Source organism: Galactobacter valiniphilus (assembly GCF_003575975.1).
Taxonomy (GTDB): domain Bacteria; phylum Actinomycetota; class Actinomycetes; order Actinomycetales; family Micrococcaceae; genus Galactobacter; species Galactobacter valiniphilus.
Window position 1 is genome coordinate 109,332 of sequence record NZ_QQXK01000005.1, and the last position, 16,461, is coordinate 125,792.

Consider the following 16,461-nt stretch of genomic DNA (forward strand, 5'->3'; position numbering starts at 1 on the left):
CATCGCCCACGAGGAGAGGCCCCAGGCGTTCATGACGGAGAGCTCGACGAGCCAACCGGACACCCTTGACATCGCGTTCCCCGACGCGGCGAGCATGATCGCCACGCTCGGCCCCCAGGACACGCTGCTGCGCATCCTGGCTGGCGTGTGGCGCAACGTCAGGCTTCAACCGCTGGGGGAGAGCCTGCGCCTCGTCGGCCCGGCGGCCGAGGTCGGCTCGGTCTCCCGGGTCATCGCCCAGGCCCGCGCCGCCGCCGCCTCCGGCTCGGCCATCACCTCCCAGGTGGTGGAGCGCCTCATCCGCGCCGAGAAGCAGCTCGCGGCCCCGGCGCCTGATCCGAGCCTCACGGTGGATGTCCTGCGCCATCGCGGCCGGCACATCCGCCCCAAGACGGTGAACCAGGCCGCGTACATCGACTCGATGGACACGCACACCATCACCTTCGGCGTGGGTCCGGCCGGCACGGGCAAGACGTACCTGGCCATGGCGCGCGCCGTCGCCGCCCTGCAGTCCAAGGAGATCTCGCGGATCATCCTGACCCGCCCCGCCGTCGAGGCGGGGGAGTCCCTCGGCTTCCTGCCTGGCACGCTCGCCGACAAGATCGACCCGTACCTGCGCCCGCTCTACGACGCGCTCCACGACATGGTCGAGGCCGAGACGATCCCGCGGCTCATCGCCGCGGGCACCATCGAGGTGGCGCCGCTCGCCTACATGCGCGGTCGCACGCTCAACGACGCCTTCGTCATCCTGGACGAGGCGCAGAACACCACGGCCGAGCAGATGAAGATGTTCCTCACCCGACTCGGCTTCGGTTCGCGCATGGTCGTCACGGGCGACGTCACGCAGGTGGACCTCCCCGGAGGCAAGGCCTCCGGACTCAAGGTGGTCACCGAGATCCTGGCCGGCATCGACGACATCGCGATCTGCCGGCTCGACGCCGGCGACGTGGTCCGCCATCGCCTCGTGGGCGACATCGTGGACGCCTACTCCCGTTGGGACGAGTCCCGTCCCCACCCCACCCAGCGCCGTCGCGGCGCACAGCAGCCGAAGGGAAACGCCAAGTGAGCGTCGAAGTGAGCAACGAGTCCGGCCTCGAGGCCGATCTGGAGGAGCTCACCGCGCTCGCGGGCCACCTCCTCGACTCCCTGCACGTGCATCCGGATGCGGAGCTCTCCATCGTCCTGATGGACGAGGAGGCCATGGAGGAGCTGCACCTGAAGTGGATGGACCTGCCGGGTCCCACCGATGTCATGTCCTTCCCGTTGGATGAGCTGCGCCCGGGCACTCCGAGCGCCCTGTCAGGTCCCGGCATGCTCGGCGACATCGTGCTTTGCCCCTCCGTCGCCGCCAAGCAGGCGGCGGCCGGCGGCCACAGCACGCAGGACGAGCTCGACCTGCTGACGACCCACGGCGTGCTGCACCTCCTCGGCTACGACCACGACGAGCCGGAGACGAAGGCGGAGATGTTCGGGCTGCAGCGCGAGCTGCTCGAGGCCTTCCTTGGCCGCCCCGCTCCCAAGGAGACGATCGCTTAAGTGACCGGATGGTTGCTCGTGGCCGTCGCGCTCGTCTTTGTCGCGACGGCCGCGATCCTCTCCGCCGTTGAGGCGGCCTATCTCGCCCTGTCCCAGGCGGAGGCGGAGCGCCTCACCGAGGACGGCGCCCGCCCGCGGCTCGCCGCCATCCTCAAGGATCCGGTGCGCCATACCCGCGCCGTGCGTTTCTGGAGGATCTGGTTCGAGGCGGCCGCCGGTGTTGCCACGGCGCTCGCCTTCGTCGGCTGGCTGCATTCGGTGTGGTGGGCCGGCCTGTGGGCCACGCTCACCATGGCCGCCCTCGGCTTCGTGGTCGTGGGGGCCTCCCCGCGCCGCATCGGTCGCGCCCACGCCGGCGCCGTGGCGGCGGCGACCGCCCCGCTCGTGCGCGCGGGCGCCGTCGTTCTCGGCCCGGTTCCCGGTTGGCTCGTCCGTCTCGTGACGCCGGCCTCGGCGAGCACCGAGGAGGCCACCTTTTTCACGGAGGAACACTTCCGCGACCTCGTGGACCGGGCCAACGAGGCGAACGTCCTGGAGGACGTGGAGGCCGACATCATTCATTCGGTCTTCGACCTGGGCGACACCCTCGTCCGGGCCGTCATGGTGCCGCGCACCGACATGATCACGGTGAGCGCCGACGTCTCGGTCAAGAAGGCCCTGCGCCTCTCGCTGCGCTCGGGGTGCTCCCGCCTGCCCGTCATCGGCGAGGACGCTGACGACATCCGTGGCGTCGTGTACCTCAAGGACCTCGTCCGCCTCGCGCTCGAGGAGAACCGCGCCGACGAGCCGGTCATCGTCGGCTCCCGCCCCGTGCGCTACGTCCCCGAATCCAAACTCGTGGCCGAGCTGCTGCAGGAGCTGCAACGCGAGGCGACCCACCTGGCCATCGTGGTCGACGAATACGGCGGAACGGCCGGCCTCGTTACCCTCGAGGACCTGCTCGAGGAGATCGTCGGCGAGATCGACGACGAGTACGACGCCGAGCGGGCCGAGGTCCAGCCCCTCGGCGAGAACGCCTTCCTGGTCCCCGCCGGCCTCGACATCGATGACCTGGGCGACCTCTTCGGCGAGGAGCTGCACGACGACGAGGTGGACACGGTGGGCGGCCTGCTCGCCAAGGCCATCTCACGCGTGCCCATCGTCGGCTCGCACGCCGTGGTCGGCGACCTCGAGCTGCGCGCAGAGTCCCTCTCCGGCCGCCGCAATCGCGTCGGCACCATCCGCGTCACCCGCCTCGCGCCCCGCGAGGATCAAGCCACCACCCCAGCAGAGCAGGAGCCGCGCTCATGAATCCACTCGAGAACGAGCCCCTCACCCCGGAGAACGCGCCGGCGGACTTCCGCGCCGGCTTCGCGTCCTTCGTGGGGCGCCCCAATGCGGGCAAGTCGACGCTGACGAACGCGCTCGTCGGCACCAAGATCGCCATCACCTCGTCCAAGCCGCAGACGACGCGTCACACCATTCGCGGCATCGTGCACCGCCCAGATCACCAGCTGGTCCTCGTGGACACGCCCGGCCTGCACCGCCCCCGCACGCTCCTGGGCCAGCGCCTCAACGATCTTGTCGAGGCCACGCTGTCCGAGGTCGACGTGGTGGGCTTCTGCACGCCCGCCGACGAGCCCATCGGCCCCGGCGACCGCTTCATCGTGCAGCAGCTGGCCCTCCTGGGCCGCACGCCGATCATTGCCCTCGTGACCAAGACCGACAAGGTCGGCAAGGAGAAGCTCGGCGAGCACTTGCTCTCCGTGGCCAAGCTGGGGGAGGAGCTGCTCGGCGAGGGCGGCTTCAAGGAGATCGTTCCGGTCTCTGCCGTGGCCGGGCACCAGGTGGAGTCGGTCGACGAGGTCCTGAGCCGCTACCTGCCGCTCTCCCCGCCGCTCTACCCGGCCGGCGAGCTCACCGACGAGCCCGAGACCGTCCTGGTCGCCGAGCTCATCCGCGAGGCCGCGCTGGAGGGCGTGCGCGACGAGCTGCCGCACTCGCTCGCCGTGGTCGTCGAGGAGATGAGCGCGCGCGAGGATCGTCCCGAGGACAATCCGCTCACCGACATCCACGCCTTCCTCTACGTGGAGCGCCCCAGCCAGAAGGCGATCGTCATCGGCAAGGGCGGCGCGCGCCTGCGCGACGTGGGGTCCCGCGCCCGCGCGTCCATCGAGAAGATCCTCGGGACCAAGGTCTACCTGGACCTGCGCGTCAAGGTCGCCAAGGAGTGGCAGCGCGATCCCAAGCAGCTGGGCCGCTTGGGCTTCTGATCGGGCACTCAAGGCAAGGAGGGGCACGACGGCGCGTGGGCGCCGTCGTGCCCCCTCCTCGCGTGAGGCGAGGACCGGGCCCGCCGCCCCGGACACGGCGACCGTCACATTGACGGGTGTCCGCGCCCGCGGTGGTAGCCTCACAGGCATGCTGCAGGGCCTCCTTCTTCTTGGTTGCCGCGGCGAGGTGCTAGCGACCTACTAGGGTCTTGGCCGACCCCTCGCCGCGGAGTTCATGCGTGCCGGCCGCCAAGCCACCCACACCTTGAATCTTCGAAGGACACCATTTCTCATGCAGAACCGTCAGCGTCCCTCCGGCATGCCGATCCACAAGTACCTGCCCTACCAGGAGCAGATCGAGGTCTCGCTGCCCGATCGCACGTGGCCGGACAAGGTCATCACGCAGGCCCCGCGCTGGTGCGCGGTTGACCTCCGCGACGGCAACCAGGCCCTCGTTGATCCCATGGACACCGACCGCAAGCTGAAGATGTTCCAGCTGCTCGTGAAGATGGGCTACAAGGAGATCGAGGTCGGCTTCCCGTCCGCCTCGCAGACCGACTTCGACTTCGTCCGCACTCTCGTCACGCAGAACCTCATCCCCGAGGACGTGACCATCCAGGTCCTGACGCAGTCGCGCGAGCACCTCATCGAGCGCACCTACGAGGCCCTCGAGGGCGTGCACCGCGCCATCGTCCACCTGTACAACTCCACCTCCGTGCTGCAGCGCCGCGTGGTCTTCCGCCAGGACGAGGACGGCATCGTCGACATCGCCCTGCACGGTGCCCGCCTGTGCAAGAAGTACGAGGAGCAGCTCACCGGCACTGAGATCTACTACGAGTACTCTCCGGAGTCCTACACGGGCACCGAGCTCGAGTTCGCGCGCCGCATCTGCGATGCCGTCGCCGAGGAGCTGGGCGCCACGCCCGAGCGCAAGGTCATCATCAACCTGCCCTCCACCGTGGAGATGGCCACGCCCAACGTGTACGCCGACTCCATCGAGTGGATGCACCGCAACCTGGTCAACCGCGACTCCATGATCATCTCGCTGCACCCGCACAACGACCGCGGCACGGGCGTGGCCGCCGCCGAGCTGGGCTACCTGGCCGGCGCCGATCGCATCGAGGGCTGCCTCTTCGGCAACGGTGAGCGCACGGGCAACGTCGACCTCGTCACGCTGGGCATGAACCTGTTCAGCCAGGGCATCGACCCGCAGATCGACTTCTCCGACATGGACCACATCCGCCGCACGGTGGAGTACTGCAACCAGATGCCCGTGCCCGAGCGCTCCCCGTGGGGCGGCGACCTCGTCTTCACCGCCTTCTCCGGCTCCCACCAGGACGCCATCAAGAAGGGCTTCGAGTCCATGGAGGCCGACGCCGCGGCGGCCGGCAAGACCGTGGGCGAGCTCGTCTGGGGCGTGCCGTACCTGCCGATCGACCCCGCCGACATCGGCCGCTCCTACGAGGCCGTCATTCGCGTCAACTCGCAGTCGGGCAAGGGCGGCGTCGCGTACCTGCTCAAGCACGATCACGGGCTGGACCTGCCGCGCCGCGCGCAGATCGAGTTCTCCGGCGTGATCCAGCGCCACACCGACAACGGCGGCGGCGAGGTCACCTCGGACGCCCTCTGGAGCATCTTCCAGGACGAGTACCTTCCCGTGGAGGCCTCCGGTGAGCGCTGGGGCCACTACCGCCTGGGCCGCGTGTCCACGACCTCGCAGGAGGACGGCGGGCTCGAGCTGGACGCGCAGCTCTTCATCGCCGGCCAGGAGCACCAGCGCAGCGCGGTCGGCAACGGCCCCATCGACGCGCTCGTGAACCTGCTGGGCAGCGAGGGCGTGGACGTGCGCGTGCTCGACTACACGGAGCACGCGCTCGAGGAGGGCGGCCAGGCCCGCGCCGCCGCCTTCGTCGAGGCGGCCGTGGGCGATCGCGTCCTGTGGGGCGCCGGCGTGAACACCAACACGACGCTCGCCTCGCTCAACGCCGTGGTCTCGGCCGTCAACCGCGCCATTCGCGACACCGCCAAGGCCTGAGTACCCTTCGGGTGGGCGCGCCGCACGCGGCGCGCCCACCCGTTCCCTTGTCCGACGCGCTTTCGAGGAGGCGAGGACCACGCCACGACGTTCAACCGGCTTCAGCGCGAAGTCCTATCGCACCGAGGCGATCGTTCTGCGGCACTACAAGCTCGGCGAGGCCGATCGCATCCTCGTGATGCTCAGCCCCGAGCGCGGCCAGATCAGGGCCGTCGCCAAGGGGGTGCGCCGCACCTCCTCGAAGCTCGGTGCCACCCTGGAGCCGTTCATGCACGTCGACGTCCAGCTCCTGCAGGGCAAGAACCTGCACACCGTGACGCAGGCGCAGTTGCAGCATCCGTACGGCGACGCGATCGCCGCGAACTACGAGGCGTACACCGCGGCCGCCACCATGGTGGAGACGGCGGAGCGGCTCACGAGCACCGACGTGGACTCCACCGCCGCGCACTTCCGCCTCTTGCACGGGGCGTTGGCCATGATCGCCCGCGCGGCCGGGCCGCCCGCCACCATCATGGATTCTTATCTGCTGCGGGCCCTCTCCACGGCGGGCTGGGCCCCGAGTTTCACCGATTGCGCCCGCTGCGGCGTGCCGGGCCCGCACGAGGCGCTCAACATTCCCCTGGGCGGCAGCGTGTGCCCCACGTGTCGGCCCGCCGGCTCGCGCAGCCCGCACCCCGACACCGTGCGGTTGCTCGCCGCGCTCCTCACGGGCGATTGGCACACGGTGGCATCGATCGACCCAGCGCGCGTCGGGGAGGCCGACGCGATCGTGGGAGAATATGTTCAATGGCACCTCGAGCGTGCCCTGAAATCGATTCGCCTCGTCGAGAGAAGCTGAAGAGCGTGAGCCCCCGCATCGGCCGCCGTCGCCCCGCACCGGACACGGCTCCCCGCGTCGTCGAACACCCGGCTCCGCACCCCAGCGGCGAGCTGGTCCCCGCTTTCCAGCCCGAGCTGGTCCCCGCCCACGTCGCCGTCGTCATGGACGGCAACGGCCGCTGGGCCAATCAGCGCGGCCTGCCGCGCACCGAGGGGCACCGCGCCGGCGAGGCGGCCCTGCTCGACGTCGTTGCCGGTGCCATCGAGGCCGGCGTGCGCTACCTCTCCGTCTACGCCTTCTCGACCGAGAACTGGAAGCGTTCGCCCGACGAGGTGCGTTTCCTCATGGGCTTCTCCCGCGACGTCCTGCGCCGCCAGCGCGATCAGCTCAACGCCTGGGGCGTGCGCGTGCGGTGGTCAGGGCGCGAGCCGCGCCTGTGGCGCTCCGTCATCGACGAGCTCAAGGAGGCCGAGCGCCTCACGGAGCACAACACGGTCATCGACCTCGTCATGTGCGTCAACTACGGCGGCCGCGCCGAGATCGTCGACGCCGTGTCCCAGATTGCCGCCGACGTTGCGGCCGGGCGCCTCAAGCCCGGCGGGATCACCGAGCGCACCATCGCGGCGCGCCTGGACGAACCCGAGGTGCCGGACGTCGACCTCTTCCTGCGCACCTCCGGGGAGCAGCGCACCTCCAACTTCCTGCTGTGGCAATCCGCCTACGCCGAGTTCGTCTTCCTCGACGAGCTGTGGCCCGACGTCGACCGGCGCACCCTGTGGCGCGCCATCGACGCCTACGCGCGCCGCGACCGACGCTACGGCGGAGCCATCGACGCCCCCTCGGCCTCGGCCGACGCCCACCCCCCCGCCTGAGTCCAGCCAGCACCCGAGCACGAAAGACGCACCGACGCCATGCGCTTCTACCCGACCTTCTTCAAGATCTTCTTCTCCGGCATGCAGGCCGAGCGCGCGCACCACATCGGCTTCTCGATGATTCGCTTCGCCGAGGCCTGCGGTGCCGGCGCGGTGCTGCGCCGCCTCACGCGCCCCGCCGGCGCGGTCAAGGTCATGGGCTTGGACTTCCCCTCGCCGTTCGGTCTGGCGGCGGGCTTCGACAAGGCGGGGCACGGCACCACGGCGCTCACCGAGCTCGGCTTTGGACACATCGAGGTCGGCACCGTCACGGGGCAGGGCCAGCCGGGCAACCCCGCGCCGCGCCTCTTCCGCCTCGTCGAGGACGCAGCCCTCATCAATCGCATGGGCTTCAACAACCCCGGCGCCGAGGCCGTGGCACCGCGCCTGGCCCAGACCCGCGAACGCCTCGAGAAGCGCTACCGCGGCGCGACCCGCCCCATCGTGGGCATCAACATCGGCAAGACCAAGCTCGTGGAGCTCGAGGACGCCGTGGAGGACTACCGCCTGAGCGCCCGCACGCTCGCGCCGTACGCCGACTACCTCGTCGTCAACGTCTCCTCGCCCAACACGCCCGGGCTGCGCCTCCTGCAGGACGTCGAGTCCCTGCGCCCGCTCCTGACCGCCGTGCGAGAGGAGGCCGACGCCGCCGCCGGCCGCCACGTGCCGCTCGCCGTGAAGATCGCGCCCGACCTCGCCGACGAGGACGTGGATGCCGTCGCAGCCCTCGCGATCGACCTGGGGCTCGACGGTGTCGTTGCAACCAACACCACGATCTCCCGCGAGGGCCTCGTCACCGATCCCGCCGTCGTGGAGACCTACGGCGCCGGCGGCCTCTCCGGCGCGCCCGTGAAGGAGCGCTCGCTCGAGGTGCTGCGCCGCCTGCGCGCCCAGCTGCCGCGCGAGATCGCGCTCATCGGCGTGGGCGGCGTGAGCTCGCCCAAGGACGTCATCGAGCGCCTCGAGGCCGGCGCCGATCTGGTGCAGGGGTACACGGCGTTCCTGTACGAGGGCCCGTTCTGGGTCTCCCGCATCAACAAGGCGCTGCGCCGCCGCTGATCACCCACGCGGAAGGGGCATCCACGGATCGTGGGTGCCCCTTTCGCGCGCTCAGCCGCGCCCCTCGGCCTCGGCGAACAGCTCCTCGAACACCGGAGCCAGCGCGTCGTTGACGGCCACAAAATCAACCGAGGCGATCTCGCCTCCGCTCAGGGCGAGCTCGAGCCGATCGAGGTAGTAGTCCCAGCCCGTGCCGTAGGGGCGCAGTTCGTCGAGGGAATCCATGCGGTGTTCGAAGCGCAGGAGCGTGCCGTCGGGGTGCGCTGCAAGCGACAGGACAAAGCGCCAGGCACCCATACCGGCGTCGAGTCGCACGTCCCAGCCGCTCGCCTCGGCGCAGGCCTCGACCTCCACGGGAACCCACGGAGCCTCCGCTCCCTCGGCGGTCATGGCGAAGGCCAGGTCGCCGGCGGACGCGCTACCGCGCAGGGCGCCGATCCAGGGATTCAGCCCGGCGTCGGTGGAACACGCCGCCCACACGCGCTCGGCGGGGAAGGCGAGCACGCGCTCGTAGCGCAGGGCGGGGTCCCGTCGGCGGCGGTGAGCACGGAGCGTAGCCGGGGAGTGGAAGAGCTCATGCCCTCATCGTGCGGGCCCGCCGCCCGCCCGCGCAAGGCCCGCCGCGTCGTCGTGCGGTGCCCTAGGACCGGCCCACCCCGCCCCGCCCCGAACACACGAAAGGGCCCGCCCGGCGAGACGCCGGGCGGGCCCTTCATTCGTGCCTGGTGGGGCGAATCAGTCGATCGACTCGCCGCGCTTGACCTGCGCCTTGGGCTGGCGCATGAAGCGCATCTGCATTGAACGGAAGGTGCCGTACCAGATGACGCCGCGCTCGGGGGCGCCAAACTTGGCGAGGATCGCGCGCTTGAGCATGCGCGAGGTGATGAACATGTCGATCGCGACCAGCAGGAAGACGACGTACATGGCGATGGTCGCCACCGCCTGGCCCTGGATGCCCAGCAGGCCACTGAAGCCGATGGACACGATGAAGAAGACGATCACGATGGGGAAGAACCACTCCGCCAGGCAGGTGCGGCGGTCAACAAAGTTGCGGGCGAAGCGGCGCTGCGGGCCGCGGTCGCGGGGGAGGAGGTACTGCTCCTGGCCCGTGGCCATGCCGATGCGGATCTTCTCCTGCTCGGCGGCGCGGCGCTGACGGTCGTTGACCTTCGCCTGCGCGCGATCGGCGGACACCAGGGGGCGCCGACGCGCGGCGACCTGATCCTTGCGCTTCGGGGTGGGGCCCTTCTTCGCCCCGGACACCTCGGCGTCCAGGCGCTCCTGGGTCTGCTCCGGGGTCTCCCCGGACGCGGTCTTCTCGCTCTTCTTCAGTCCAAACACCTTTCCAGTCTACCGGCACGACGCCGTGCGTGCGGCCCGGCGACACCCAGCCTTTCGCGGCGGAGAGGTCCTAAGCTTGAGGGCATGACCGCTTCCACCCCCGGGGCCAGCACCCCCGTGCCCCAGACCATCATCGAGCAGCTGCGCAGCGCGGTGGCTTCCGGCCACCAGCGCCGCCTCGACGAGCTGACCGAGCTCGTCGCCATCCCGTCCATCGCCTGGGAGGGCCTGGACCCGGCCCACGTCGAGAACAGCGCCAAGGCCGTGGCCGATCTGCTGCGCACCGCGGGCCTCGAGGATGTCCAGCTGCTCAACGCCCCCACGGAGGAGGGCGGCCAGGGCCGCACCGCCGTGGTGGCCCGCCGCGCCGCCGCCCCCGGCATGCCCACCGTCCTCATGTACGCGCACCACGACGTGCAGCCGATCGGCGACGAGGCGCTGTGGGACACCCCGCCGTTTGTCGCGACGCGCGTGGGCGATCGCCTCTTCGGCCGCGGCGCCGCCGACGACAAGGCCGGCATCATGGTCCACGTGGGCGCGTTGCGCGCCATCAGCGAGGTCGCCGCGGCCGAGGGCCTGGGCCTGACGTACTTCATCGAGGGCGAGGAGGAGGCCGGTTCGCCGTCGTTCCGCAACTTCCTCGAGAAGTATCAGGAGCTGCTGCGCGCCGACGTCATCATCGTGGCCGACTCCGGCAACTGGAAGATCGGCGTTCCCGCCCTGACCACCTCGCTGCGCGGCATGACGGCCGGCGAGTTTGAGGTGCGCGTGCTCGATCACGCCGTGCACTCCGGCATGTACGGCGGCCCCATTCTTGACGCCCCCACGTTGGCCGCGCGCCTCGTGGCCACCCTCCACGACGCCGAGGGCAACGTGGCGGTGGAGGGCCTGCTGCAGCGCGAGGTGAGCGAGCTCGAGTACCCCGAGGACACGCTGCGCGCCGACGCCGGCATCCTGGACGGCGTGCGCCTGGCCGGCACCGGACCGGTTGCCGATCGCCTGTGGAACAAGCCCGCCATCTCCCTCATCGGCCTCGACGTCACGTCGGTGGCGCTGTCCTCCAACACCATCGCGCCGGTCTGCCGCGGCAAGGTGTCGGTGCGTGTGGCCCCGGGCCAGTCCGCCGCTGACGCCGCCTGCGCCATGGAGGAGCACTTCGCCAAGCAGGACCTCTTCGGCGCGCAGATCAGCTACCGCACGGTGGAGGCCGGCTCCAGCTTCAGCACCGATCTGAACGGCACCGCCGCCCAGGCCGAACTGTGGGCGCTTTCCGAGGCGTTCGGCGAGCACGCGGTGCCCATGGGCATCGGCGGCTCCATCCCCTTCATCGCCGACCTGAAGGAGCTCTTCCCCGAGGCCCAGATCCTGATCACGGGCGTGGAGGATCCCGATTCTCGCGCGCACAGCGCCAACGAGTCGCTGCACATCGGCGACTTCGACAAGGCCGTCCTCGCAGAGGCGCTCCTGCTGGCCCGCCTGGCCGCCGAGGCGCGCGCCTGAGTCCGATTCCTCAGCGCCTTCCAGTGCCGCAGGAATCACGGCGCGCTCGCGCGCGTTAGACGTAGACTGAAGGTGGAATCTCGGTTCCGGTCGCCCGCGACCAGGACCGGTCTCCACGAACCATTGAATGAGGAGCACGCCATGACCACCACCGTTCCCGGTGACACCACGGAGATGCCCGCCCACGAGGTCATCCTGACCGACGGCGCGGCCGAGAAGGTCCGCAACCTGCTGGTGCAGGAGGGCCGCGAGGACCTGCGCCTGCGCGTGGCCGTGCAGCCCGGCGGCTGCTCGGGTCTCATCTACCAGCTCTACTTCGACGAGCGCGTCCTCGACGGCGACGCCGTCAAGGATTACGACGGCGTCGAGGTGATCGTCGATCAGATGTCCGCCCCGTACCTCATGGGTGCCACGGTGGACTTCGAGGACTCCATCGAGAAGGTCGGTTTCACGATCGACAATCCCAACGCCGGCGGCTCCTGCGCTTGCGGAGACTCCTTCCACTAAGCACCACCCACTGGCGCGCCGTTCCGAACGGCGCGCCAGTGCCGTCTCATAGGCAGGTTCGGGGTATTCTCTACACGAGGTAGAGAACGCCCTCACGCCTGCGTCCCCCCGCATGCGTGAGATGCGGGACTCTCCACCCATCATTCGCATCAACGAAGAGGAAGGGCCGTCTGTGAGTTCGCAAGACCGGACCAGCGGTCGCCGGAAGGCCATCCGGTTCGCCGGCTTGGCCGCCGTGGGAGCGCTCGCTCTCGCCGGCTGTACGCCCGAGGCACAGAAGGGCTGGCTGCCCCTCGAAAACCCGGACACCACCAACCACACCCGTTCCATCATGGAGCTGTGGAACCACTCGTGGATCGCGTCCCTCGTGATCGGTCTGATCACGTGGGGCCTCGCGCTGTGGTGCATCGTGGCGTACCGCCGCCGTAAGGGCGACACCGGCTACCCCCGCCAGCTCAGCTACTCCCTGCCGCTTGAGGTCTTTTACACGGCCGTCCCGCTGGCGCTCATCATCACGTTCTTTACGTTCTCGCAGCGTACCGAGCGTGCCATCGAGGAGCCCGTGGACTCCCCGCTCGTCGTCAACGTGTACGGCAAGCAGTGGGCGTGGGACTTCAACTACGACTACAAGGGCAACAAGCGCTACGAGCAGACGACTCAGGTCCACCAGCCTGGCCTGGTGACCGACGAGTCCAGCATCCCCACGCTGTACCTGCCCGTGAACGTTCCGGTGAAGTTCGAGCTGAACTCCCGCGACGTCATCCACTCGTTCTGGGTCCCCGCGTTCCTGCAGAAGCTGGACATGATTCCCGGCCGCACGAACTTCATCTACCTCACCCCGCAGGTTGAGGGCGAGTACGCCGGCAAGTGCGCCGAGCTGTGCGGCGAGTACCACTCCGAGATGCTCTTCAAGGTGAAGGTCGTCTCCGAGGACGAGTTCAACAAGCAGATCAACGCGCTCCCCGAGGGCGAGGCCGGCGACGACCTGAACCGCAACGGTGTGGTTCCGACGATCGACGCCACGCTGCCCGCGACCCAGGAAGGGAAGTGATCCCTCGTGACGACGTATGAGTACGCCACCAACGAGGCACGCGCCATCGCCCCGACCGTCGTGCCCCGTTCCAAGGGCAAGATGATCGTCGACTGGCTGACGACGACCGACCACAAGAAGATCGGTTACCTGTACCTGATCGTCTCGTTCATCTTCTTCTGCATCGCCGGCGTGATGGCTCTGCTCATCCGCGCCGAGCTGTGGGAGCCCGGTATGCAGATCCTGCATACCAAGGAGCAGTACAACCAGCTCTTCACGATGCACGGCACCATCATGCTGCTGATGTTTGCGACGCCGCTGTTTGCCGGCTTCGCCAACGTCCTCATGCCGGTGCAGATCGGTGCCCCCGACGTCGCCTTCCCGCGACTGAACGCCCTGGCCTTCTGGTTCTTCCTCTTCGGATCCACCATCGCCATGGCCGGCTACATCACCCCGCAGGGTGCGGCCTCCTTCGGTTGGTTCGCCTATGCGCCGCTCTCCAGCACCACCTTCAGCCCCGGCGTGGGCGGTGACCTCTGGGTCTTCGGCCTGGCGCTGTCCGGCTTCGGCACCATCTTCGGTGCGGTCAACTTCATCACCACGATCCTGACGCTGCGCGCTCCGGGCATGACGATGTGGCGCATGTCCATCTTCACCTGGAACACGCTCATCACCTCGATGCTGATCCTGATGGCCTTCCCGCCGCTGGCCGCCGCGCTGTTCGCGCTCGGCGCCGACCGTCGCTTCGGTGCGCACGTCTTCGACGCCGAAAACGGCGGACCGATCCTGTGGCAGCACCTGTTCTGGTTCTTCGGTCACCCCGAGGTCTACATCCTGGCCCTGCCGTTCTTCGGCGTGGTCTCGGAGATCTTCCCCGTCTTCTCCCGCAAGCCGATCTTCGGCTACAAGGGCCTGGTCTACGCGACCATCGCGATTGCCGCCCTGTCCGTCGCCGTGTGGGCCCACCACATGTACGTGACCGGCGCCGTCATGCTGCCGTTCTTCGGCTTCATGACCATGCTCATCGCGGTTCCGACCGGCGTGAAGTTCTTCAACTGGATCGGCACGCTCTGGCGAGGATCGATCACCTTTGAGACGCCCATGCTCTGGAGCCTCGGCTTCCTGACCACCTTCCTCTTTGGTGGCCTGACGGGCATCACGCTCTCCTCCGCCCCGCTGGACTTCCACGTCTCCGATTCCTACTTCGTGGTGGCGCACTTCCACTACGTCATCTTCGGCACCGTGGTGTTCGCGATGTTCGCCGGCTTCTACTTCTGGTGGCCCAAGTGGACGGGCAAGATGCTCAACGAGCGCCTGGGCAAGATCCACTTCTGGCTCCTGTTCACCGGCTTCCACCTGACCTTCCTGGTTCAGCACTGGCTCGGCGTCATGGGCATGCCCCGTCGTTACGCCGACTACCTGAAGTCGGACGGCTTCGAGGCCATGAACCAGGTCTCCACCGTGGGCGCCATGCTCCTGGGCGTGTCGATGATCCCGTTCTTCCTGAACGTCTTCATCACCGCGCGCTCCGGCCGCAAGGTCACCGTTGATGACCCGTGGGGCTTCGGTGCCTCGCTCGAGTGGGCCACCCCGTGCCCGCTGCCGCGTCACAACTTCCACTCCCTGCCGCGCATTCGTTCCGAGCGCCCGGCGCTGGATCTGCACCACCCGGAGCTTGCCTCGTCGCGTCACACCCCCATGGGTGGCCTCGCGCACGTGTTTGGCCCCGCCGACCAGAGCGACAAGTGATCATTCATGCGTACTGAAGCCAAGATCTTCCTTGCCGGCATCATCTTCATCCCGGTCGGCATCGTCTACGGATTCATGACCAAGTGGACCGAGTGGGTGGGCTTCCTGGCCATCCCGCTGCTCGGCGTCATGACCATGATGGTCGGCGTGTACCTCTACAAGCACTCCCGCGTGATCGGTGAGCGCCCCGAGGACCGCAACGACGGCGAAATCGCCGAGAAGTCCGGCGTGTTCGGCACCTTCACCCCGTGGTCCTGGTGGCCGCTGGTGCTCGGTGCCGCCGCAGCGATCTCCTTCCTCGGCCTGGCCGTTGGATTCTGGGTCCTGTACATCGGCGCCGGCCTGGCCCTCGTGGCCATCATCGGTTGGGTGTTCGAACTCTCCCGCGGCGACTGGGCTCACTGAGTCCCACCCGCTGAACCCGAAGGGGCTCACCGCTTGTGCGGTGAGCCCCTTCGGCGTTTTCGGACATCGGTGCACGACGGCGCGTGGGACCTCTAGCGCTCGGCGCTCCGGGACGCCACGAGGTGCGGCCGGCGCAGTGGGCCACCCTCGGTGGGGCCGGCCGTCACGGGCGCGGATGGGGTCCGTGAACCACGCCGCGGTGAAAGAATGAAGGCATGACGATGCTTGGATCACGCGCTCAGGGACGCCGGCTCGTGGAGCCGCTGCGGCGCGCGTGGGCGGCCGATGCGGTCGGCGCGGTGCCCGCCAAGCGTGGCGAGCGTTCGCGCGGCCCAGAGAGCCGCCAAGCGGCGCTCGCACGCGTCATCGATGCCGTCCTGCACCAGCAGAGCAAGCCGGGGGACCCGTTCCCGTCCGAGCGGGAGCTCGCCGAGGCCCTTCAGGTCTCCCGTGCCACCCTGCGGGCCGCCACGGACGGGCTCGTGAGCCGCGGGGCGCTCGAACGCCTCCCGGGCCTCGGCACGTTCGTTCCGCGAGGCACGGGCGCCCCCAAGGTCAGCCTGACCTCCTTCTCGGAGGACATGCGCCGCCGGGGGCTGCACCCCTCGTCCCGCGTCCTGCGCTTCGAGGGCAGCACGGCCACCGGTTGGCTCGCACGCGAAATGGGGCTCGAGGTCGGCGCTCCCGTGGTCTACCTGCAGAGGTTGCTCCTCGCCGACGGCGAGCCCATGGCCGTCGACGAGAACTACCTCCCGGCGGCACGCTTGCCGGGCCTCGAGCACGAGCGCGCCCCGCACTCCCTCTACGCCTTTCTGCGCGAGCGCTACGGCGTCACGCTGGAATGGGGCGAGGACCAGGTCGAGGCGATTCCCGCCTCCCTGGTGCAGGCCCGACTCCTCGGCGTGGGGGAGGGGGCACCGCTCCTGCAGCTCGTGCGCCACGCCTACGCCGGCGACACCCTCATGAACTACTCGGCCTGCTTCTACCGCGCCGACCGCTACCGCCTCTCGGTGCCGCTCACGCGTTAGCCGCGCCACCGCAGGCAACCCAGCGCAGTCGCTGCGACCGAGCGCGTCCGTCCACCCCTCGCCTCGCGCGCTGCACGGTCACCGCGACGCCTCACGCTGGTGACCGTGCGGTACACGAGTCGGGGCGCGGGCTTCGGGGCGTTCAACGGGCGACGTGGGGCCCGACGCTCGGACCGCTGGACTCCTCCGGTCTGCGCGGCGCCGATCCACGCGCCGCCCGGCTGCGGGGCCGATGGAGACCGAGCAACGGACGGAGAGTCGAGCAACGCGCTCTCCGCCGCCCCAGCG

The 16,461-nt window shown here is 69.3% G+C and carries 15 protein-coding genes and 1 pseudogene; 14 read left to right on the forward strand and 2 right to left on the reverse strand.

The features are described 5' to 3' along the window. The first annotated feature begins 31 nt into the window (after window positions 1–31). The 8 genes and pseudogenes from DWB68_RS03780 (at window position 32) to DWB68_RS03815 (ending at window position 8,613) form a co-directional block, all read left to right on the forward strand. Window positions 32–1,066, forward strand: coding sequence for a PhoH family protein (locus DWB68_RS03780; protein ID WP_119423809.1), 1,035 nt, complete (start codon window positions 32–34; stop codon window positions 1,064–1,066). Then, on the forward strand, window positions 1,063–1,536 hold the full coding sequence (ybeY, locus tag DWB68_RS03785) for an rRNA maturation RNase YbeY (protein WP_119423810.1): 474 nt from the start codon (window positions 1,063–1,065) through the stop codon (window positions 1,534–1,536). Before DWB68_RS03780 ends, ybeY begins: the two co-directional genes overlap by 4 nt. Further along, complete coding sequence (locus tag DWB68_RS03790; protein WP_119423811.1) at window positions 1,537–2,826, forward strand: hemolysin family protein; 1,290 nt, start codon at window positions 1,537–1,539, stop codon at window positions 2,824–2,826. Further along, window positions 2,823–3,788 (forward strand): GTPase Era, encoded by a 966-nt coding sequence (gene era, locus DWB68_RS03795; RefSeq protein ID WP_119423812.1) that lies wholly within the window; start codon window positions 2,823–2,825, stop codon window positions 3,786–3,788. Before DWB68_RS03790 ends, era begins: the two co-directional genes overlap by 4 nt. Window positions 3,789–4,080: 292 nt before the next feature. After that, window positions 4,081–5,823: a 2-isopropylmalate synthase gene (leuA, locus tag DWB68_RS03800; protein WP_119423813.1), complete on the forward strand. Its 1,743-nt coding sequence runs from the start codon at window positions 4,081–4,083 to the stop codon at window positions 5,821–5,823. Between the two features lie 100 nt (window positions 5,824–5,923). After that, window positions 5,924–6,661 (forward strand): annotated as a pseudogene (gene recO, locus DWB68_RS03805) (DNA repair protein RecO); the annotation flags it as partial. Further along, window positions 6,658–7,515: an isoprenyl transferase gene (locus DWB68_RS03810; protein WP_407645643.1), complete on the forward strand. Its 858-nt coding sequence runs from the start codon at window positions 6,658–6,660 to the stop codon at window positions 7,513–7,515. The pseudogene recO and the gene DWB68_RS03810, both read left to right, overlap by 4 nt. A gap of 39 nt (window positions 7,516–7,554) precedes the next feature. Beyond that, window positions 7,555–8,613 (forward strand): quinone-dependent dihydroorotate dehydrogenase, encoded by a 1,059-nt coding sequence (locus DWB68_RS03815; protein WP_119423816.1) that lies wholly within the window; start codon window positions 7,555–7,557, stop codon window positions 8,611–8,613. Window positions 8,614–8,664: 51 nt separating this feature from the next. Here DWB68_RS03815 and DWB68_RS03820 read toward each other — a convergent pair whose 3' ends face one another. Beyond that, window positions 8,665–9,117 (reverse strand): SRPBCC family protein, encoded by a 453-nt coding sequence (locus DWB68_RS03820; protein WP_158588196.1) that lies wholly within the window; start codon window positions 9,115–9,117, stop codon window positions 8,665–8,667. 231 nt (window positions 9,118–9,348) lie between these two features. Continuing rightward, window positions 9,349–9,954: a DUF3043 domain-containing protein gene (locus DWB68_RS03825; protein WP_119423818.1), complete on the reverse strand. Its 606-nt coding sequence runs from the start codon at window positions 9,952–9,954 to the stop codon at window positions 9,349–9,351. Window positions 9,955–10,038: 84 nt separating this feature from the next. Between DWB68_RS03825 and DWB68_RS03830 the strand changes: the two genes are divergently transcribed. The 6 genes from DWB68_RS03830 (at window position 10,039) to DWB68_RS03855 (ending at window position 16,173) form a co-directional block, all read left to right on the forward strand. Beyond that, the gene (locus tag DWB68_RS03830; protein ID WP_119423819.1) at window positions 10,039–11,454 is read left to right on the forward strand and encodes a M20/M25/M40 family metallo-hydrolase; all 1,416 of its coding nucleotides are present in this window, start codon (window positions 10,039–10,041) and stop codon (window positions 11,452–11,454) included. Between the two features lie 141 nt (window positions 11,455–11,595). After that, complete coding sequence (gene erpA, locus DWB68_RS03835) at window positions 11,596–11,961, forward strand: iron-sulfur cluster insertion protein ErpA (RefSeq protein ID WP_119423820.1); 366 nt, start codon at window positions 11,596–11,598, stop codon at window positions 11,959–11,961. A 172-nt stretch (window positions 11,962–12,133) separates the two neighbouring features. Then, window positions 12,134–13,012 (forward strand): aa3-type cytochrome oxidase subunit II, encoded by an 879-nt coding sequence (ctaC, locus tag DWB68_RS03840; RefSeq protein WP_119423821.1) that lies wholly within the window; start codon window positions 12,134–12,136, stop codon window positions 13,010–13,012. A 6-nt stretch (window positions 13,013–13,018) separates the two neighbouring features. Then, window positions 13,019–14,740: an aa3-type cytochrome oxidase subunit I gene (ctaD, locus tag DWB68_RS03845; RefSeq protein ID WP_199700368.1), complete on the forward strand. Its 1,722-nt coding sequence runs from the start codon at window positions 13,019–13,021 to the stop codon at window positions 14,738–14,740. 6 nt (window positions 14,741–14,746) lie between these two features. After that, window positions 14,747–15,145, forward strand: coding sequence for a cytochrome c oxidase subunit 4 (locus DWB68_RS03850; protein ID WP_119423822.1), 399 nt, complete (start codon window positions 14,747–14,749; stop codon window positions 15,143–15,145). A 215-nt stretch (window positions 15,146–15,360) separates the two neighbouring features. Further along, complete coding sequence (locus DWB68_RS03855) at window positions 15,361–16,173, forward strand: GntR family transcriptional regulator (RefSeq protein ID WP_233548597.1); 813 nt, start codon at window positions 15,361–15,363, stop codon at window positions 16,171–16,173. Window positions 16,174–16,461 lie beyond the last annotated feature (288 nt).